We start from the raw sequence: 18,571 nt of genomic DNA, 5'->3' as shown, positions 1-18,571 counted from the left end.
GGGGAGTCGCAGACCATGCCGCCGGTTCGTCGGCACGACACTAAAAAGGGCGGCGTCGCCGGCCGCGGCCCTCCTCGCCGACGCGCTCGCCGACCGCGAGGCGGTCGCGCTCGCGGAACCCGGACCGTTTATTCCCCGCCGCGCCCGAGCGCGGGCATGCTGATCACGCTGGAGGGGCTCGACGGGAGCGGGAAGACGACCGTCTGGGAGGCGCTCCGCGACGCCTACCCCGACGCGACGTTCACCCGCGAGCCCACCGACAGCTGGTACGGCGAGGCGGTCGACCGGTCCATCGCGGTCGACGACGCCGACCCGCTGGCGGAGCTGTTCCTGCTGACCGCCGACCACGCGAATCACCTCTCCGGGACGGTCGCGCCCGCGCTCGCCGACGGCGACCTCGTCGTCTCCGACCGCTACTCCGACTCCCGGTTCGCCTATCAGGCCGCGACGCTCGACGCGAGCGACGTCGCCCTCGACGGGACCGACCCGCTCGAATACATAAAAGAGATCCACGCGCCGTTCTCGCGGCCGCCCGACGCGACGGTCTACCTCGACCTGGACGCCCGCACCGCCGCCGAGCGCGCGGGCCGGACGAACAAGTTCGAGCAGGACGGCTACCTCGCGGCGGTCCGGGACAACTACGAGCGGCTGATCGACGCGGAGCCGGACCGGTTCGTGCGCGTCGACGCGACGCGGTCGCCAGAGGTCGTCACGGCCCGCGTCGAGGAGGTCATCGACGAGCTGGTCGAAGCATAGGTCGCCGCCGATCGAAGAACAGGCCGCCGCCGCCCCGGGCGAGGCCGATCCGTCCCTCCGCTACTGCGTGTCCGGGAGCTCGTACTCCTCCGGGGAGGGCACGTAGAGGTAGTCGATGGCCGCGCCGAGCACGAGCGGCAGGAAGACGAGCAGTCCGAAGAGGACGGTCGTGCTGCCGAGGACGACGCCGGCGCCGACGTTGAACAGGCCGGTGAACACGAGCGTCGAGATAAACAGGAGCATCGGTGTCAACACGATCGTGTACACCACCGACCCCCACGACGTCGACAGTCGAAGCCGGAAGAAGCGGGTCGTCACCCCGACGACCAAGGTGTGGAACGCCATCAGGGCGAGGAGGCTGACGTACCCGATCAGCGCGAGCATACCCGCCGTACGGGCTCCCGCCATTTGCCCCTATCGGCCGGCGCGGCGGCGGCCCATTTAAAAACTACCGCCCGCGAAGCCGATCGGAACGCGCCGTCGTCTCTGGGTTCCGATCCGCCGCCGCTCCCTTTTAAAATCCCCCGTCGTTCCCCTGCCGGCGCGCCGCCGACAGCAGCCCCGCCACGGGGTCGACGTACTCGTAGCCCGGGATCACGCCCTGCACGTAGGTCCCCTCGACGAAGTCGATGAGCGCCCCCGCGTCGTCGACGCCGCGCCGCTCGTTGATGTCGGTCAGCTCGAACTCGACGGCGATCTCGTCGTCCCCGACCGCGACTTGCGGGTCGAACTCGCGCTCGGCGCGCGTCACGCCGCCGACGTCGACGACGCGGAGCTCGAACGTCTCGGCCCACCCCTCCTCGACCACGTCGGCGACCTCGTCGGCGGTCGCCGCCGAGAGGGTCGGCACCCGGACGGTGACGGCGAACCGCACCCGGCCGTCTCCCGCGGGCTCGGCGCGCACCTCCCCGTCGAACGCGGTCGTTTCCGAGGTCCACACGCCCTCCCCGTCCGCGGGCTCGAAGGAGCCGTGGTCCGCGAACGCGCGGCGGACTCGGCCCGGCAGATCGGTCTCGCTCATACCGGAGGGAGGCGCGGCGCGACCAAAAGCGCGTTGCGTCACCGGTAGTGGCACGCCGGGCCGCTACTGGTGGCCCTTTGTACCCGGACGGGCAACGCGGCGTATGGCAGCGCAGTTCCTCTCGACGGAAGCGCTGATCGACGCGCTCGCGGACGCCTCCTTCGACCGTCCGCCGGCCCTCGTCAGCAACGCCCACGTGACCGGACTCGGCGTCGCGCGCGCGCTCGACGCCCACGACGTGCCCGTGATCGCGCTCGACCGCGCCGGCGACGGCGCGGGCGGAGGTGACGGTGGAGCCGACGCGTCCGGCGCGGGCGGAGGTGACGGTGGAGCCGACGCGTCCGGCGCGGGCGACCCGGGCGGGAACGCCGACGCGGTCCGCCACGACGGCCTCGCCCCGCCCTCCGACGCGGTCGACTTCGCGGGCGCGGTCACCTACCCCCTCGACGACCTCGGCGGGTTCCGCGAGGACGTGGAGGCGGTCGTCGACGCCGCGGGGACCGAGGCGGTCGCGTTCGGCTGCATGGACGAGTGGGCGCTGGCGTACGCCGAGGCCGACCCCGACGGCGTCCGGCTCCCCTTCTCCGGGGTCGACACGCTCGACGACGTGTTGAACAAGTCCGAGCTGTACGCGACCTGCGAGGCGCTCGGCGTCCCGTACCCGGAGACGTATCGGCTGACAGAGACCGCGGACGCGGCGACGCGGAAGGCGGACGCCACGGTCGAGGAGGCCGCCGCGGCGCTCGGCTTCCCGCTGGTGGTGAAACCCGAGCTCAAGCGCGACTTCGAGGAGGCGCTCGGCACCAACGTGATCGAGGTCGCCGACCGCGACGAGCTGGCGGACGTCGTGGCGGCCGCGAGCGACGAGGGGATCGCCGTGATGGCGCAGAAGCGCGTCGAGGTCGCGACCGGTCGGGACCACTCGCTCGCGTCGTACGTGCCGCCCTCGGGGACCGACGACGCCCTCGCGGTCGTCGGCAACGCGGCGGTCCGGTACCCCCAACAGTTCGGGACTTCCTGTCTGGTCGAGACGGCCGACGAGCCCGCCATCGAGGGGCGGGCCCTCGCGGTGCTCGACGACGCCGACTACCACGGGATCAGCGAGGCCGAGTTCGTCTACGACGCCGACCGCGACGAGTTCCTCCTGCTCGACGTCAACACCCGCCCGTGGAAGTGGATCGGTATGCCGGTCGCCGCGGGCGCGAACCTCCCGATGGCCGCCTACGCCGCGGTCACCGACGCGACGTACGAGTCGTCCGGAACCGAGCCGACGCGGTGGGTGTTCCTCCGCGATTACCTCTCTCTTTTAGCGGGCGACGACGCGTTCTGGGACCAGCTGTCACCCGCCGACTGGCGGCGGCTCGTCTCCGGCGCGTTCGAGCGCGAGGGCGACCTGACGACCGGGGCGTACCGACCCTCCGACCCCGGCCCGGCCGCGAAGCTGTTCGAGACGGAGTTCGTCGACCGCGAGTACTACTGCGCCTGCTGAGCGGGCGGCGGTCATTCTTCCGTGGGGGCAGCCAAAGCACGCTCGGAACCTCCGCCGACCGCGCGCCCGAGCACACGGTCGCTCGATGTGATCGAAGAGACCATTACCGCACGGCTCGATGCGGAACGCACTCCCTCCGAGGACACGAGAGCGTGAGCAGACCGCGAGAACTCCCCGAACACGTCGACCACTACGCCACACTCCGGCCCGCCACCCCATGACGAACGTTCTGCAAATTGCGTTCTACGTCTTCTTGACGGGGATCTTCGGCACGGTCCTGATCGGGTCGCTGACTCGGAACCTCCAAGCGGTCGTGAACGGGATCGCGTCTCTCGTCGTCGCCGCCCTTCCGACGCTCGCCGAAATCGCGATCGCGTTCCGGAGCGGGGCGGACGTCGCGTTCGGGCCCGCGCTCTCCGCGTGGATCGCCGTCGCGGGGTTCCTTCACATGCTGGGGATGCTGGGATGGTACGACACCGTCTCCTGGTGGGACCATCTCACGCACGCCGTCTCCGCCGCTCTCGTCGCGGCACTCGTCTACGCGAGCCTCCAGGTCCCGTCCCCGCTCGGATCGCAGGTCGCGGATCCCTACGCGGCCCTCTTCACCGTCCTGTTCACGCTCGGTGCCGGCGTCGTCTGGGAGTTCGTGGAGCTGGCCGCCCGCGAACTCGGCGAGTACATCGACAGACCGCCGGTGCTCGAGTACTACGGGCTCCGCGATACGGTCCTCGACATGGCGTTCAACGGGGTCGGCGCCGTCGGCGTGGTCGCGCTCGACGTCCGCGTGTTCGTCTCGGTCACAGAGCAAATCCCGCGGATCGCCGAAACGGCCGTCGTCGGGGGAACCGTCCTCCTGTTCGTCGGCGCACTCGCTCTCGGAGTCGCTCTCGAGACGATCCGGAACGCCGCGACCGATACCTGAGAAAGAGTCGGGGCCGGCGGAATCCGCGGCTGCCGGCACGAACGGCGCGTTGTACGCGGAATTACGACGTCGACGGCGACATCTGGATGTTGAGGCTCTTCTGGACGAGCTGGGTGAACGCCATCGAGCACAGGAAGTACCAGAGGATCCACATCTGGATCGGACCGACGATCCCCGTGTCCCACGTGACGGTCCCGGCGAGCGGCACCACGAGCTCCTGGGCCGCGATCTCCGGGTACGCGGAGTCGGACCCGCGGTAGCCGATCACCCAGAACATCCAGAGGAACGCCGGGATGGTGAGGAACATGATCCACACCATCGGGCGGAACTGCTCTTTGAACATCCCGAGCTGGTCGCCCATCGCGTCCATCTGCTCCTCTTGGATGGCGTCTAACGCCGCGTCGTCGTCGCGCTCCTTCGCCTCCTTGCGGCGCTCCTGGATGTCCTGCATCCGCTCCTGGTACTGGCTCATCTTCTCCATGTCCATGAGTCCCGCGCGCAGGAGCGTGGAGTACATCCCGGTCCCGAGCGCGATCACCATGATGACGACGTAGAAGGGGACGACGTTCAGCAGGGGCCCGAGGACGACGTCGATCGCCCCCGCGATCGTGTCCCGGACCGGTCCGACGGCGTACCCGACGAAGGCGCCGAGCGTCGCGACGCCGGCGAGCTTGTCCCACTTCGTCCACGACGTCGTCTCGGGGGTCTCGACGTCGCCGCCACCGCCGCTCCCGTCGTCCTCGCTCAGTCCCGCCTCGATCTCGTCGGGGTCCGCGAGCGCGAAGCCGCGCTCGCCGTCGACGAGGATCTCCTTCTCGATGAGGCGGCCCCACTGGCCGCTGGTGATCTCGTCGCGGACGTCGACCCACTGGACCTCGCCGTCGGTGGCGCGGTCGAGGACGATCTCCAAGGCGTCCCGCATCTCGCCGTCCTCGCTGACGAGCGAGCGGACTCTCCGTTCGACCTTACTCATTATCGGTCGGTTAGCGGTCGACGGTTAAGAACCTTGTAGGATCGGCGTCGCGGCCGGTGTGTCGGGCCGCGGCCGATACCGCAGCCGGTGTGTCGGGCCGCGGCCGATACCGCAGCCGGCGTCGCGGCCGCTCACCGCGCTCCAGCGTTACGCCTCGACGACGTCGCGGATCCGGGCGAAGACCTCGTCCGGGGCCGCCTCGCCGTCGACCTCGACGAGGACGCCCTCGTCGCGGAAGTGGTCGATCACGGGCTCGGTGTTGTCGTAGAAGACCTGGAGCCGCTCGCGGGCGGTCTCCTCGGTGTCGTCGTCGCGCTGGATCAGCTCGCCGCCGCACTCGTCGCAGACGCCCGCCTCCTCGGGCGGCTGGAAGTCGACGTGGAAGTTCGCGCCGCAGTCGTCGCACACCCGGCGGCCGGTGAGTCGGTCGACGAGCACCTCCTCGTCGACGTCGAGAAAGACGACGGCGTCGAGCTCGGTGATCTCCGAGAGGTACTCGGCCTGATCGAGGTTGCGCGGGTAGCCGTCGAGCACGAACCCGTCGGCGTCGTCGAGCGCCGCCTCCACGATCTCGTTGACGACGGGGTCGGGGACGAGCTCGCCCGCCTCCATGAACGAGCGCGGCGTGCCGTACTCCGTCTCCATGTCCTTGTTCGCGCGGAGCGCGTCGCCGGTCGTGACGTGCTCGACGCCGTACTCGTCGGCGAGCTTCGCGCTCTGCGTCCCCTTTCCGGCACCGGGCGCCCCCAGCAGAAGGATTCGATGACTCATACCGGAGCGCTCGCCCGCCGCACGTAAAGGCTTGAAGATCCCGGCGAGCGAGGGGTGCCGCCGGTCGGCGCGCTCACGGATGCGATGGCCGTATTCGCCTCGCTATCGTCGTATACCCTGTTATCGTCGCTCTCCCTGGCTTCTCGATCGTTGTCGCCCTCGCCGGCTCCTCGGCCGTTGTCGCTCTCGCCGGCTCTCACCCCTCGTCGTCTTCGTCGGTCCCGTCCTCCTCGTCCTCGTTCAGCCGGAGCCCCATCTCCAGCTCGAAGCTCTCGGCGTTGGAGGTCTCGAAGCCGATCTTCTTGTACAGCGAGACGGCCGCGCGGTTCCACCGCTCGACGGTGAGCCACACCTTCTCGACCCCCTCCGCCTGCCCGTGGCCGAGCAGGCCGCGGATGAGGTGGGTGCCGATCCCGGCGCGCTGGTACTCCTGATGGACGAAGATCGCCAGCTCGTAGGCGTCGCCGTCGGGCACCAGCGTCGCGTGTCCCGCGACCTGGTCGCCACACCACGCGATCACGTTGTAACAGTCGTCGTCGAGGATCGCGTCTAACCACTCGCGGATGCGCTTCTCTCCGCCGGGGGGGATCCCCTGCGCGCGGTCGGACGGGTCGAAGGCGTCGTACATCTCGACGAGCGACTCGTACGCGGCCTCGGAGCCGCCGTACGGCCGTATCTCGACCGTCCGGTCCTCCCGGTCGGTGAACTCGGTGGGAGGGGCGGGGAAGTCGTCGGCGGCCGCGTCCGGGTAGCGTCGGTCGCTCATCTGACCAGCGTGACCGACGTCTTGGCGTTCAACAGGACGAACTCCGCGATCGGTCCGAGCGTGATCTTCCCCATCGGGCTGGTGTGGCCGCCGCCGAGGACGATCTTCTCGAACTCCTCCCGTTCGGCGATTTCAACCAGTCTGCTCCCGGGGTCGCCCTCGACTCGCCTCACGTCGGCGTCGATCCCCGCGTCGGCGATCGCCGCTCGGGCGCGCTGCATCACCTCGTCGGGGGCGACCGACGAGTCCTCGTTGTCGACCACCGCCACCGTGAGATCGTCGTTCGCGACCGTCGCCCGCTCGACGGTCTGATCGAGCGCGCGGAACGAGTCGTCGCTACCGCCGATCCCGCAGAGCACCTTCATACGACGCACGTCCACACGACGGTACAAAAGTGGTTCTCCGCGGGCGACGCTCGCCGCCGGCGGGCGGACCAGCGCCGCCGCTTCGGTCGACGCCGGCGCGCCCGTCGCGCCTCGCCGCCGCTCCCAGCGGCAACCCTTTTGTTCGGGGGTCGGGTTGATACCACCATGAACGACCAGCCCGGTCCCGCGTCGGACGACGCCGCGGGGTCGGACCCCGACGGCGATCCGCCGGCCGGAGACGAGGGGGCTCCGGGGTCCCTCGACGAGTCGCCCCCGCCGCGAGATGCCGACGGCGACGAACCTGCCGCCGACAGCGACGCTGCCGCCGACAGCGACGCTACCGCCACCGACGGCGACGAACCCGCGGCCGGCGGCGACGCCGGCGACGCGACCGTCGACGTCCCGCCGGAAGTCCGCAAGTACGAGCGGTTCAAGAAGATGGACGGCGCCCGCTACGAGCGCGTCAACGACTTCCTCCGCGACCGGACGTACGTCACGGCCCGCGAGTGGGCGATCGCGCGGCTCTGCGCCGACTTCCGCACCGAGACGGGCGTCGAGATGACGAAGATCGGCGAGAACCTCCCCGAGCTCGTCCCCTTCATGACCGATACGTACACCCCGCAGGCGGTCAACCAGGCGCGCTACTCCTTCGAGGAGAAGGTGACGAAGGCGGGCGCCACGTTCCTCTACGGGGCGATGTCCGGCTTCTTCACCGCCGAGGACCTCGACGAGATGATGTACGAGGTGACGGAGGTCGCGAAGTTCCTCCTCGAGGTCGAGGGGGTCGACCTCGCCGTCGCCGACGAGCTGGAGGCCGAAGACAAGATCAGCGAGGTGATGCGCGAGGTGCGCGCCTCCTCGGCCGACCTCCGCGGCGAGGAGGTTCGGTGCCCGGAGTGCGGGCACGTCCACGAGCCGGCGGAGGACTGACGATGGAGCGATTCCCCGAGGCGCTCGACGGCATCCCGGACGCGGTCCTGATCATCGACGCCGAGGGGGTCATCCGCGCGGCCAACGAGCGCACCGAGTCGGTGCTCGGATACGACCCCGACGAGCTGGAGGGGCGGGAGTTCGAGACGCTGCTGTTCGATCCCGACAGCGGCGCGGCCGGTCGCGAGGTCCACCGGTACGTCGTCGACCCGGAGCCGCGCTCGATGTCGGCGAGCCTCGACCTGCACGCGCGCCGCGCGGACGGCACGGAAGTGCCGGTGACGCTCAGCCTCGGCCCGTTCGAACGCGACGGGGAGACGTACCTGGTCGTCACGCTCGTCGACGTCCGCGCGGAGCGCGCCGAGCAGGCCGAACTGCACCGACGGACGCAGACGCTGGAGGCGCTCCACGAGGCGACGCAGGACCTCCTGAAGACGACCGACCGAGAGGTCGCCGCGGAGGCAGCCGTCGAGTACGTCGAGGAGGTGCTCGGTCACCCGATCGCGGGGATCTGGCTGTACGACGAGGGCGAGGCGGCTCTCATCCCGGTCGTCTGGACCGCCGGCGCCGACGAGGTCGTGGGCGACCACCCCACGTTCTCGGCCGACGAGCGGAGCATCTCGTGGCAGGTGTTCGACTCCGGCGAGCCGGAGTACGTCGCCGACACCCGCGCGGAGCCGGACCTGTACAACGCCGACTCGCCGATCCGGAGCGAGCTCGTCCTCCCGCTCGGCCGCTACGGGATCATCAACGTCGGCGCCACGGAGCCCGACGCGTTCGGCAAGTCGGACCTCGCGGTCGCGCGGATCTGGGCCGCGACGGTGACGATGGTGTTCGTCCGGATCGAGCGGGAGCGCCAGCTCCGGGCCCGCGAGGACGAGATCGCCCGCGAGCGAGACCGCCTCGAGGAGTTCGCCAGCCTCGTCTCCCACGACCTCCGGAGCCCGCTCAACGTCGCGGCCGGGAACCTCGACCTGATCCGCGAGCGCCTGAGCGAGGAGCAGACGGAGGCGCCGGAGGTCGACGCTGTCGAGCGGTCGCTCGAACGGATGGAGGCGCTCGTCGAAGACATGCTGACGCTCGCCAGACAGGGGAAACGCGTCGACGAGACGGAGGCCGTCTCGCTGCGCGCCGTCGCCAAGGAGTCGTGGGAGAGTGTCGACACCGCCGCCGCCGAGCTGACCGTCGCCGACGACCCCGTGCTCCGGGCCGACCGGAGCCGGCTGCGACAGGCCCTCGAGAACCTGTTCGCCAACGCGGTCACCCACGGGGGCGCGGACGTCAGCGTCGAGGTCGGCGCGCTCGACGACGCGGAGGGGGGGGACCGGCTTCTACGTCGCCGACGACGGGCCGGGGGTCCCCGACGAGGTGCGCGACGACGTGTTCGCCACGGGCGTGTCGACCGACGAGGACGGGACCGGGTTCGGGCTGAAGATCGTCGCGGAGGTGGCCGACGCGCACGGCTGGTCGGTCGAGCTCGTCGACGCCGACGGCGGCGGCGCGCGCTTCGAGTTCCGCGGGGTCGAGCGGGACGAGCTCGACGACGCCGGCGGCGACGGCGATGCAGCTGATCCTGACGACGGCGACGGCGCTGGCTCCGACGATGTCGCCGACGCCGCTGATCTCGACGCCCCGGCGGCCGACGGTGACGACTGAACTCAGATCCCCTCGAACGACGGGAGGTGCCACGCCGAGACGCCGCTCTCGTCGATCACTACGTCGACGTTGGGGGCGCGGTCGGCGCCCGGCAGCCCGACCTCGATCCGTCCCTGTCCGGTGACGCCGTCGTCCTCCATGCTGGCGGTGACGCGGTAGCTGCCGCGGACGTCGGTGATCGCCAGCAGCTCGACCGCGCTCTCCGGGTCGAGCGCGGCCGTCGTCGAGCAGACGAGGTCGCCCTCCTCGCCGGTCACCTCGGCGACGTCGGCGTCGGTCGCGTCAGTGGTCGCAGCGTCCGACTCCTCCCCGACGCTCCGTCGGACGACGGTCACCGCGAACTCGCGCGGCTCGTCGGTGACGTTGCACAGTCGGACGCCGAGCGGCGGCGACGCCGTCTCGTCCGGCGGGCGGTCGGACGCGCCGGAGGCGACCCGCCGCCGCGTCACCGGCAGCCGGAGCGTTCGATCCGGAGCGACCAGGTACGGCACCGGGCGGCCGTACAGCTCGCCGACCGACCTGGCGCCGTCCTGCTCCTCGTACACCGTGCCGGCGTGCTGGGCGGTCGCGAAGTAGTCGCCCCCTGAGGCGCGGTCGAACGTCGCGACGGCGTCGACGGTCACCTCGGTCGCTCCCTCCCTCGCGTGGCGGTTGTGCACCCGTACCTCCTCGTAGTCGGCGACGTACGCGGCGACCGACTCGGGGGTCAGGTCAGCGGGCCGCTCCGGGAGGTCCCGCTCGGCGACTCCCCCCTCGCCGGGCGTGACGAGGTCGGCGCAGCCGGCGAGGGCGCTCGCCGCACCGCTCGCTCCGACGAGGAACGAACGCCTGTCCATACACCTTCTCCGACTGACACCTCAAAAGACTCCCGATGACACAAACGCGCGTTTGTGTGTCGCTCGCGGCGTCTTACTCCGGGTTCGACCGCACCGCGCCGCCGTCCGCTATTTATAACTCCAGCGTGTGGTGCGTCACCGCGTCGACGCCCGTCGCCACGTCGCCCCCGACCGCTCCGTCGGCGTCCGCCCCGAGGTCGAGGGTCGCGACGCGGAAGTCGTCGTCCGCGCCCTCGACCGGGATCGGGAGGCCGCCGGGGTTCACCCGGACCGTCCCGTCGCGCTCCTCGACGCCGTGCGCGTGCGTGTGACCGTGGAACACGTAGTCGTAGTCGCCGCAGTCGACGAGGGCGTCGACGACGACGCCGCTCGTCCCGTGGGTGACCGCGACGTCGACGGCGTTCCCGTCGCTTCCGAACGAGAGCGTCCCGGCCTCGCCGAGGTAGGTGCCGAACGACTCGACGGTCGACCCGACCGCCCACTCCCCGTCGTTGTTGCCGCGGGCGGCGTAGAAATCGAAGCCGGCGTCGGGGTCGTCGCCGCCGACGTCGAACGGGGTCACGGAGAAGGGCGCGACGAAGTCGCCGCAGTGGACGACGGCGTCGACGCCCTCTCGGTCGAACAGCGCTACGGCCGCCTCGACGGCGGCGAGGTCGTCGTGGGTGTCGGAGACGATGCCGACGAGCATGGCTTCGCGGTCGCGGCGGAGCCGAATAAATCCCGCGCACGTTCGGATTCGACAATCGCTTCCGGGGCTGTGTTAGGAAACAATAGTTTTTGGTATCCCCATTCCGGATCGGGGCGTAATGGTGGAGCACACCCGGACGCTCGATTTCAAAATCGCCTACGCGATCGGTCTCGGCACGATGATCGCGGCGGGGATCTTCTCGCTGTCGGGAACGGCGGTCGCCGAGATCGGGAGCAGCGCCGTGATCGCCTTCGTCCTCGCGGCGGTGGTCGCCGGCCTGACCGCGGCGTCGTACTCCGAGTTCGCGTCGATCTACTCCGAGAACGGCGGCGGCTACCTGTTCTCCTCGCGGACCTTCGAACACGACACGCTGGTGTACGTCGTCGGCGCGATGCTGTTCTTAGGCTACACCGGTACGACCGCCTTCTACCTCGCGACGATGGACGAGTGGGTCGTCCGGTTCATCCTCCCGGAGTCGCTCCACTTCCTCCCGCACGGGACTTCCGGCGTGCTCGCCGCCCTGCTGCTCGGCGCGCTCAACGCCAGGGGGACCGAGGAGAGCGGGACCTTCCAGCTGTTCGTGACGGGCGCGAAGGTGGCCGTCCTCCTCGCGTTCGTCGGCGGCGCCGTCGCGTTCCGAGGGCCGTCCGTCGCCGTCGGCAACTTCTCGGCCGGGTTCACGACCGACCCGATCGGGATCGTCTCGATCGCCGCGCTGGCGTTCATCACCTTCTTCGGGTTCTCCGCGATCGCCGCGAGCGCCGGGGAGATCATCGAGCCCCGCCGCACGGTACCGCTCGCGATCGGCGCGAGCATCCTCACGGTGACGGTCCTCTACGCGCTCGTCATCGTGTCGATGGTGAACTCGCCGGTCCCGGCCGAGGTCATCGCGCAGGAGGGCGAGACCGCGATGGGGCGCGTCGCCGCCGGCTTCCTCGGACCGATCGGGCGCTCGCTCATCGTCGCCGGGGCGATCTTCAGCATGGTGAGCGCGTCGAACGCGAGCATCCTCGCGGCCAGCGGAATCGGCTCGCTGATGGGCCGGCAGGGGCAGGCGCCGCGGCCGTTCTCGCGCATCCACCGTCAGTACGGCACCCCGTTCTGGAGCGTGATGTCGGCGACAGCGGTGATCGTCGCGCTGATCGTCGTGTTCATCGGCCTCTTCCCGGCGGAAGGCGGCGCGGTCCCGTTCGATCTCACGGTGTCGTTGCCGGCGCTCGGGCCGCTCACTCTCACCGACTTGGGACTGACCACGCTCACCGGCTTCGCGACGCTGAACCTGCTGTTGCCGCTCTCCGTGGTTAACATCGCGCTCATCTACTCTCGGCGCCGGTACCCCGACCTCGAACGCGGGTTCCGGGTGCCGGGCGTCCCGGTAATTCCGATCGTCGGGGTCTTCGCGAACGTCGCGCTCATCACCAACCTCCCGGTGAAGGGCGTCGTCGTCGGCGTCTTCCTCGTCCTCGTCGTGCTCGCGGGGTACCTGGTCTGGGGCGGCGAGCCGGACATGGACGAGCTGTACGAGGAGGTGGTTCCGTCCACCGAACCTGAAGGCCGAGCGGAGACCGAGGGAGCGCCCGAGGCCGAGGTCGGCGCCGCCGAACCCACTGCCGTGTCGGCGGGTGCCCCGGAGGTGCCGAGCGAGGACTCCTTCCGTATCCTCGTCCCGGTCGCGCGGCCGGAACGGGCCGTCAGGTACGTCCGGTTGGCGGCGGCGATCGGCGAGTACCAGCCGGGAGAGACGTTCGTCGACGTGATGACGGTCACGCAGATCCCCGAGCAGACGCCGTACGAGGCGGTCGAGGAGATCACCCGCGGCCGGGTGCGGCGCATCCAGGACCTGCTGGCGGCCGAGGACCTCGACGTGCCCTACGCGGTCGAGGGACACACCTGCCGGGACGTCGGATTTGACATCGTCCAGACGGCCCGGAACGAGGAGTCGGCCCTCGTGTTGATGGGGTACCCCGAGGAGCACACCGAAGTCGCCGAGCACGTGGAGTACAAGTCTCCGTGCGGGGTGCTGTTCGCGAGCGGCGTGCTGGACCCCGACGTCCTCGACGTGGTCAACATCGGGGCCGGCGGCGGCCCGCACCACATGGACCTGCTCTCGCTCATCGACCGGATGGGCGAGCAGGACGCGGAGATCCACGTCATCAACATCACGCCGGAGGGCGGCGAGGGCCGCCCGGAGAACGCGGAGGCGACCGTCTCCGGCCTTCCGCACGCGTCGTCGGTCCAGATCCACAACATCACCGCCCAGACGATCGCCGACGGGCTGGTGGATCAGGCGAGCGAGAACGGCGGTATCCTGCTCATCGGGGCCACCCGGACCCGTCGCCTCCGGCGCCGCGTCTTCGGGAGCACCCCCGACAACGTGATCAAACTCGCTCAGGGGAGCGGCGTGCCGGTGCTGGTGTACTCGAGCCCGCGCGGAGTGCAGGGGCCGATCGAGGAGTACGTGTACCCGGTGTACCGGTACCTCAAGGGGATCCAGCGCAGTCCGACCCAGACCGGCGAACCCGAGGCGGAGGAGTAGCTCCGACCGTCGTTCGGGGACGTACGCCTCGTGCGTCACCGGTGACGAGACCGCGCGCCCGGCTTGGGGAATATATAAACAAATCGGCCGACGACCGTGTTCTCACGTCCCGTAGATCCGGTTTCTAATTTAAATAAATCACCCGTTCATGTTCGGCCATGACGAGAGACGACGACAACGCCGGTCGACGCACGGCTTCCAGACGCGGGTTCCTCTCGGCGGCCGCGGCGCTCGGGACGGTCGGACTCGCGGGCTGCGGCGCCCCGCGGGCCGAGAGCACCGCGGCGGCGGAGAACGCGGCCGGCGGCGGCGAGGCGGCGACCGAACGGGTCGCGGAGTGGTCGGGGAGCGACGCCACCGGCGTGGCGACGGACCACCCGTACACGACGCCCCGGACGACGATCGATCTCGACGAGCGCGACGGTCAGATCACGGTGTCCACGACGCCGTGTCGCCACCGGCTGCTCGGCGACGAGACGCAGGGCGGCCCCTGGGAGCTGCCCGAGGTCTGGGCGTGGCAGACGCCGGACACGGACCCCAGCGTTCCCGGTCCGCTGCTCCGGGTGACCGAGGGGACCGACTTGGAGATCACCTACGACAACTCGGCGCACAACCGCCCGCACACGTTCCACGTCCACGGGCTCTCGAAGAGCTGGATGGACGACGGCGTCCCGACGACGACCGGCCAGCAGGTGGCCCCGGGCGAGGAGCACACCTACGAGATCACCGCGAACCAGCCCGGCACCCACTTCTACCACTGCCACTACCAGACGCAGAATCACCTCGACATGGGGATGTACGGGATCCTCCGCGTCGATCCGGAGGGGTACGAGGCCCCCGACAAGGAGGCGTTCATGACGATCAAAGACTGGGACACCCGCCTCTCCGCCTCGACGGCCGGCGGCGACGTCTCCTTCAGCCACCGCGACCGCAACCCGGACGCGTTCACCGTGAACGGCCGCTCCGCGCCGTACACCTTCCACCCCGAGCAAGGGTCGCCGCTGATCGTCGAGGAGGGCGACCGGGTCCGGATCCACTACGTCAACGCCGGCTACGAGTCGCACGCGATGCACACCCACAACCACGGGTTCACGGTCGTCGAGAAGGACGGCGGCGTCATCCCCGAGGCCGCCCGGCACCGCGAGGACGTGATCCCTATCGCGCCCGCCGAGCGGAAGACGATCGAGTTCACCGCCTCCGCCGACCCCGGCGTGTACGCGCTCCACTGCCACAAGGTGAACCACGCGATGAACGGCGACACCTACCCCGGCGGGATGATCGGCGGGATGGCCTACGAGAGCGTCACGGACACCGAGCAGTTCGCGTCCGTGATGGAGATGGCCGGCTACGAGGCCTGATTTTTGCCGGCTACGAGGTCTGACGTAACCGCTCGCTCGAAGCGAGCGACCGGCCGCTCAGGCCGAGTCGACGCCGGCGGCGATCTCGCTCGACTCCGACTCGGTGCTCGGTCCGTCTCCCCCGTCGCCCTCGCGCTCTGCCTTCCGACGGTTCCGGACGGTCAGCGCAGCGAACAGGGCGAACCCGACGCTACGGAGGGTCAGGTCGAGCAGGAGCGCGTTGACGGAGACGGTCACGCCGACGAGCCCGAGCGTGTCGAAGACAGACTCGGAGAGCAGCCTCGGCGCCATCAGCAGCAGCGAACTGAGGGCGAACGCGGCCCGACCGACGCGGCCGACGCGCGCGTACAGCGTCCCGATGACGGTCGCGCCGAGCGCGACCACGCCGAGGAAGACCCCGATGACGGGAACGATGATCTCGGGGACCGAGTAGGAGAGCTCGGCGAGGTCTTGGAACCCGATCACGCGGTACCGTTCTCGAAGCGGCAGCTCGGCGGCGTTCGCCTTCTCGCGCAGCAGGACGATCCCCGGCGCGAGCACGAACGCGAAGGGGACGATCGCCTTGTTCAGCGACAGCGAGAACGCCTTCACGCCGGTCTCGAACGGGTCGGACTTGGCGACCCCGCTGGCGGCGTACGCCGCCACGGCCACCGGCGGCGTGATGTCGGCGATCACGCCGAAGTAGAGGATGAACAGGTGGGCGGCTAAGAGCGGGATGCCGAACTCGACGAGCGGCGTCGCGAGCATCGAGATGAGGATGATGTAGGTGACCGTCGTCGGCATCCCCATCCCGAGGATGATGCTCGAGACCGCCGTCACGAGCAACATGATCACGATCGAGCCGCCCGAGAGCGCCAGCAGCAGCGAGGTCAGGTTGGGGCCGAGCCCGGAGACGCTGATGACGCCGGGGATGATCCCCGCGGCCGCGACCGCGACCACGACCGGGACCGCGGTGCGCGCGCCCTGCTCCATCGACGTGACCACGAACGTGCCGAGCTTGAACGGCTGGCTGTCCTCCAGGTCCCGGCCGGTTCGATCGCCGATCGTCTCGGCGGTGTCCCGGACCGAGGGGTTCAGGTCGAGCAGCGACGCGTCGAGGTCGGGCTTTGACAGCAGCGTGATCACTCCCGCGAGCATCGCGTACCACTCGATCCCCGCGAGCAGGGCGGTGGCGGCCTCGCCGGGCGGGAGCCCCGCACCGCCGGCCCCGGTGACGAGGCCGACGACGTTCACGCCGGCCACCGCGTGGCTCGCCAGCTCGACGCCGACGATCGCCGCGAAGACGGCGAGGAGGCGGAGCCGCGTCTCCTCGCTGTACGCCGAGACGAGCGCGATCAGCCCGACGAGCGCCACGAGCGTGAACCACGCCGACCGTGAGACCGAGAGCCGCTCGATGATGAGGTAGTACAGGAGGAGCACGATCGGGACCAGGTAGAACCAGCCGCGCTTGAGGTGGCTCCAGAGGTCCACGGTGTCCGCGTCGGAGACGCCGCCGATCCCCGCCTCGACCGCCTTGAGGTGGACCATCACCCAGACGCCGAAGAAGAAGACGATCGCCGGGATCGTCGCGATGATGATGATGTCGGCGAACGGCGTCGCCGTGTACTGGACCATCAGGAAGGCGGCCGCGCCCATCACGGGCGGGAGGATCTGTCCCCCGGAGGACGCTGACGCCTCGACGGCGCCAGAGAACTCCGGCGAGTACCCCGACCGCTTCATCAGCGGGATCGTGAACGCGCCGGTCGTGACCGTGTTGGCGATCGACGACCCCGAGATGGTTCCCATGAACCCGCTGGCGAGGATGCTCGCCTTGGCCGGGCCGCCCTTGCGACCCCCGGTGAGCGCGTACGCCAGGTCGATGAACCACTGGCCGGCCCCGCTCATCTCGAGGAACGAACCGAACAGGATGAAGATGTAAATGAAGCTCACCGACACCGTCACCGGAATGCCGAACACCCCGTTTTCGGTGTTGTACCAGAGGTTTTGCACGATGTCCGGCCAGGTGAGCTCCGGGATCGCGAGCAGCCCGAGGAACGGCGTGCCCGAGCTGATGAGGTACCCCCAGCGGGCGTAGACGATGAACGTGGCGACGATGATCATCAGCGGGAGGCCGAGCGTCCGGCGGGTGGCCTCCAACACCAGCAGGACACCGGTCACGCCAAGAATCATCGCGTAGGAGTACTCGCTCACGAACGGGACGCCGCCGAGCAGCGGTTGGAGGAACGCGTACACCTCGGTGATCGGCCGTCCCGAGTCGACCCCGAAGACGCGCATGTTCTGGATCTCCGCGAACTCCGTCAGGAAGTAAAACGCCGACAGGAACGCCGCGACGATGAACACCAGGTCCGCCGGCGTCACTCTGTCGCGGTCGGGGTCGAGGAACGCCCAGCGCAGCCCCGCCCGACCCCGTTCGAGCAGTCGCGTGACGGGGTTCCCCTCACCGAGTCGACGGGACGCCGCCGGCGCGACCCGACCGAGCGCCTGCGCGACGAACCCGTCGCCGGTGCTCACCGGGAACAGCAGGAACGTGAGCACGAGCGCGAAGGCGACGTGGATCGCGTTCGCCTGCAGGAGCTGGAGCGAGACCTGCCAGGGGGCGAGCGCGATCCCCGCGATCTCGACGGTCGGAAGCCAGACCGTGAACGTGAAGCTCCGCGCGGCGAGGAACAGCTGGAAGACCGAAAACGCGATCCCGATCACCGCGACCGCCACCGCGGCGGCCCCCTGCAGCGAGCGGCGGCGCTCGATCTCCTGTATCAGCTCGTCCGCCTCCTCGCGGGAAATTTCCTCGGGCGTCCCGTCGTCCGGCGGATCGTCGGCACCCGGGTCGTCGCCTCCGGGGCCGTCGCCTTCGGGCTCGTCGCTTCCGGGACCGCCGTCGTTCGGGTCGTCGATACCGCCGTCTGTTCGATGGGTCTTGGTCATAGGATCATCTCGAGAAGCGACCGTCGTTCGATGTGCAATTTCACGTCGTTGCCGTCCGTGACCGCCACGAGGTCGTATCGCCGGTCGTCGACGATCAGCGTGTGGTCGGCGATCCGTCCCGGCGAGACGGAGAGCTCGTCGAGTGCCGTGATCGGCTCATCGGGCTCGTACACGAACGTCCCGTTCACGTTCGTGACGTTGACGCGCGCGGGAAGCCCCCAGCCGTAGGACTCGAACTCCATCCGCGTGTTCACGAGCGTCTCCCCGTCGACGCGGTACTCGTCGTACACCCGGGACTTCTCGACGCTGTGGGTGTACTCGAGCGCAACCGTGCTCCCGTCGTTCACCGGCTCCGCGACGTATCGTTCGCCCGTCTCGATGTCCTCGACGACGAGGGCGGCGCCGATCGGGGCGGTCACCGCGACGACGACGAAAGCGAGCACTCCGAGCGCGAGGATCGCGGCACCGACGTTCGGCTGAGAAAGGCGGCCCATGTCTTCGAGTGATTCCGGTGGTGTCGGGGTTGGACAGCTCGTGAGGCAGTTTGAACAGGACGCGACCGGCCGTCGGCGGCGCGGT

The 18,571-nt window shown here is 69.8% G+C and carries 16 protein-coding genes and 1 pseudogene; 7 read left to right on the top strand and 10 right to left on the bottom strand.

Translation table 11 applies throughout. The features are described from left to right. The first annotated feature begins 156 nt into the window (after positions 1-156). Positions 157-756: a dTMP kinase gene (tmk, locus tag B4V06_RS16045; protein ID WP_123112970.1), complete on the top strand. Its 600-nt coding sequence runs from the start codon at positions 157-159 to the stop codon at positions 754-756. A gap of 60 nt (positions 757-816) precedes the next feature. On the opposite strand, the gene B4V06_RS16040 is transcribed toward tmk, so the two are convergent. Both B4V06_RS16040 and B4V06_RS16035 read right to left on the bottom strand, forming a co-directional pair. Continuing rightward, positions 817-1,140 carry a DUF7991 family protein gene (locus B4V06_RS16040; RefSeq protein WP_123114864.1) on the bottom strand — a complete coding sequence of 108 codons (324 nt, stop codon included), beginning with the start codon at positions 1,138-1,140 and terminating at the stop codon, positions 817-819. Positions 1,141-1,270: 130 nt separating this feature from the next. Further along, the gene (locus B4V06_RS16035) at positions 1,271-1,777 is read right to left on the bottom strand and encodes a DUF5813 family protein (RefSeq protein ID WP_123112969.1); all 507 of its coding nucleotides are present in this window, start codon (positions 1,775-1,777) and stop codon (positions 1,271-1,273) included. Between the two features lie 103 nt (positions 1,778-1,880). Here B4V06_RS16035 and B4V06_RS16030 point away from each other — a divergent pair, with 103 nt between their 5' ends. Both B4V06_RS16030 and B4V06_RS16025 read left to right on the top strand, forming a co-directional pair. Further along, the gene (locus B4V06_RS16030) at positions 1,881-3,266 is read left to right on the top strand and encodes a carboxylate--amine ligase (RefSeq protein WP_498170602.1); all 1,386 of its coding nucleotides are present in this window, start codon (positions 1,881-1,883) and stop codon (positions 3,264-3,266) included. Between the two features lie 217 nt (positions 3,267-3,483). Beyond that, positions 3,484-4,188, top strand: a complete 705-nt coding sequence (locus B4V06_RS16025; RefSeq protein ID WP_123112967.1) for a DUF2238 domain-containing protein — start codon at positions 3,484-3,486, stop codon at positions 4,186-4,188. 61 nt (positions 4,189-4,249) lie between these two features. Here B4V06_RS16025 and B4V06_RS16020 read toward each other — a convergent pair whose 3' ends face one another. The 4 genes from B4V06_RS16020 to B4V06_RS16005 form a co-directional block, all read right to left on the bottom strand. Beyond that, positions 4,250-5,161, bottom strand: coding sequence for a DUF106 domain-containing protein (locus tag B4V06_RS16020; RefSeq protein WP_123112966.1), 912 nt, complete (start codon positions 5,159-5,161; stop codon positions 4,250-4,252). A 147-nt stretch (positions 5,162-5,308) separates the two neighbouring features. After that, positions 5,309-5,932, bottom strand: coding sequence for an adenylate kinase (locus B4V06_RS16015; protein ID WP_123112965.1), 624 nt, complete (start codon positions 5,930-5,932; stop codon positions 5,309-5,311). A gap of 196 nt (positions 5,933-6,128) precedes the next feature. After that, the gene (locus B4V06_RS16010) at positions 6,129-6,698 is read right to left on the bottom strand and encodes a GNAT family N-acetyltransferase (RefSeq protein ID WP_123112964.1); all 570 of its coding nucleotides are present in this window, start codon (positions 6,696-6,698) and stop codon (positions 6,129-6,131) included. Continuing rightward, the gene (locus B4V06_RS16005) at positions 6,695-7,063 is read right to left on the bottom strand and encodes a universal stress protein (protein ID WP_498170600.1); all 369 of its coding nucleotides are present in this window, start codon (positions 7,061-7,063) and stop codon (positions 6,695-6,697) included. Before B4V06_RS16005 ends, B4V06_RS16010 begins: the two co-directional genes overlap by 4 nt. Before the next feature lie 165 nt (positions 7,064-7,228). On the opposite strand from B4V06_RS16005, the gene B4V06_RS16000 reads away from it, so the two are divergent. Then, the gene (locus B4V06_RS16000; protein WP_498170599.1) at positions 7,229-7,993 is read left to right on the top strand and encodes a DUF5806 family protein; all 765 of its coding nucleotides are present in this window, start codon (positions 7,229-7,231) and stop codon (positions 7,991-7,993) included. Between the two features lie 2 nt (positions 7,994-7,995). Then, positions 7,996-9,649: pseudogene (locus B4V06_RS15995) on the top strand (ATP-binding protein). Positions 9,650-9,651: 2 nt separating this feature from the next. Here the strand turns inward: B4V06_RS15995 and B4V06_RS15990 are convergent. Together B4V06_RS15990 and B4V06_RS15985 are read right to left on the bottom strand one after the other, a co-directional pair. Continuing rightward, positions 9,652-10,485 (bottom strand): hypothetical protein, encoded by an 834-nt coding sequence (locus tag B4V06_RS15990; RefSeq protein ID WP_498170598.1) that lies wholly within the window; start codon positions 10,483-10,485, stop codon positions 9,652-9,654. Between the two features lie 112 nt (positions 10,486-10,597). Further along, positions 10,598-11,173 carry a YfcE family phosphodiesterase gene (locus B4V06_RS15985; RefSeq protein WP_498170597.1) on the bottom strand — a complete coding sequence of 192 codons (576 nt, stop codon included), beginning with the start codon at positions 11,171-11,173 and terminating at the stop codon, positions 10,598-10,600. Between the two features lie 118 nt (positions 11,174-11,291). Between B4V06_RS15985 and B4V06_RS15980 the strand changes: the two genes are divergently transcribed. Together B4V06_RS15980 and B4V06_RS15975 are read left to right on the top strand one after the other, a co-directional pair. Beyond that, a complete protein-coding gene (locus B4V06_RS15980) occupies positions 11,292-13,709 on the top strand; it encodes an APC family permease (protein WP_498170595.1) in 2,418 nt (805 codons plus the stop codon). Positions 13,710-13,867: 158 nt separating this feature from the next. Next, positions 13,868-15,067, top strand: coding sequence for a multicopper oxidase domain-containing protein (locus tag B4V06_RS15975; RefSeq protein WP_498170594.1), 1,200 nt, complete (start codon positions 13,868-13,870; stop codon positions 15,065-15,067). 57 nt (positions 15,068-15,124) lie between these two features. Here the strand turns inward: B4V06_RS15975 and B4V06_RS15970 are convergent, their stop codons facing one another. Together B4V06_RS15970 and B4V06_RS15965 are read right to left on the bottom strand one after the other, a co-directional pair. Next, positions 15,125-17,992 carry a TRAP transporter permease gene (locus tag B4V06_RS15970; RefSeq protein ID WP_498170592.1) on the bottom strand — a complete coding sequence of 956 codons (2,868 nt, stop codon included), beginning with the start codon at positions 17,990-17,992 and terminating at the stop codon, positions 15,125-15,127. Continuing rightward, a complete protein-coding gene (locus B4V06_RS15965) occupies positions 17,989-18,486 on the bottom strand; it encodes a DUF1850 domain-containing protein (RefSeq protein WP_123112955.1) in 498 nt (165 codons plus the stop codon). The genes B4V06_RS15970 and B4V06_RS15965 overlap by 4 nt, the downstream gene beginning before the upstream one ends. Between the last annotated feature and the right edge of the window lie 85 nt (positions 18,487-18,571).

The organism is Halorubrum sp. B53 (genome assembly GCF_059752395.1).
The sequence above is the reverse complement of the archived record's forward strand: the minus strand, read 5'-3'. Positions and strand labels throughout refer to the sequence as shown.

Excerpts from the sequence above, each read along its gene's own strand:
- tmk (WP_123112970.1), top strand. The coding sequence starts at position 157 with ATGCTGATCACGCTGGAGGGGCTCGACGGGAGCGGGAAGACGACCGTC.
- B4V06_RS16040 (WP_123114864.1), bottom strand. The coding sequence starts at position 1,140 with ATGCTCGCGCTGATCGGGTACGTCAGCCTCCTCGCCCTGATGGCGTTC.
- B4V06_RS16035 (WP_123112969.1), bottom strand. The coding sequence starts at position 1,777 with ATGAGCGAGACCGATCTGCCGGGCCGAGTCCGCCGCGCGTTCGCGGAC.
- B4V06_RS16030 (WP_498170602.1), top strand. The coding sequence starts at position 1,881 with ATGGCAGCGCAGTTCCTCTCGACGGAAGCGCTGATCGACGCGCTCGCG.
- B4V06_RS16025 (WP_123112967.1), top strand. The coding sequence starts at position 3,484 with ATGACGAACGTTCTGCAAATTGCGTTCTACGTCTTCTTGACGGGGATC.
- B4V06_RS16020 (WP_123112966.1), bottom strand. The coding sequence starts at position 5,161 with ATGAGTAAGGTCGAACGGAGAGTCCGCTCGCTCGTCAGCGAGGACGGC.
- B4V06_RS16015 (WP_123112965.1), bottom strand. The coding sequence starts at position 5,932 with ATGAGTCATCGAATCCTTCTGCTGGGGGCGCCCGGTGCCGGAAAGGGG.
- B4V06_RS16010 (WP_123112964.1), bottom strand. The coding sequence starts at position 6,698 with ATGAGCGACCGACGCTACCCGGACGCGGCCGCCGACGACTTCCCCGCC.
- B4V06_RS16005 (WP_498170600.1), bottom strand. The coding sequence starts at position 7,063 with ATGAAGGTGCTCTGCGGGATCGGCGGTAGCGACGACTCGTTCCGCGCG.
- B4V06_RS16000 (WP_498170599.1), top strand. The coding sequence starts at position 7,229 with ATGAACGACCAGCCCGGTCCCGCGTCGGACGACGCCGCGGGGTCGGAC.
- B4V06_RS15990 (WP_498170598.1), bottom strand. The coding sequence starts at position 10,485 with ATGGACAGGCGTTCGTTCCTCGTCGGAGCGAGCGGTGCGGCGAGCGCC.
- B4V06_RS15985 (WP_498170597.1), bottom strand. The coding sequence starts at position 11,173 with ATGCTCGTCGGCATCGTCTCCGACACCCACGACGACCTCGCCGCCGTC.
- B4V06_RS15980 (WP_498170595.1), top strand. The coding sequence starts at position 11,292 with ATGGTGGAGCACACCCGGACGCTCGATTTCAAAATCGCCTACGCGATC.
- B4V06_RS15975 (WP_498170594.1), top strand. The coding sequence starts at position 13,868 with ATGACGAGAGACGACGACAACGCCGGTCGACGCACGGCTTCCAGACGC.
- B4V06_RS15970 (WP_498170592.1), bottom strand. The coding sequence starts at position 17,992 with ATGACCAAGACCCATCGAACAGACGGCGGTATCGACGACCCGAACGAC.
- B4V06_RS15965 (WP_123112955.1), bottom strand. The coding sequence starts at position 18,486 with ATGGGCCGCCTTTCTCAGCCGAACGTCGGTGCCGCGATCCTCGCGCTC.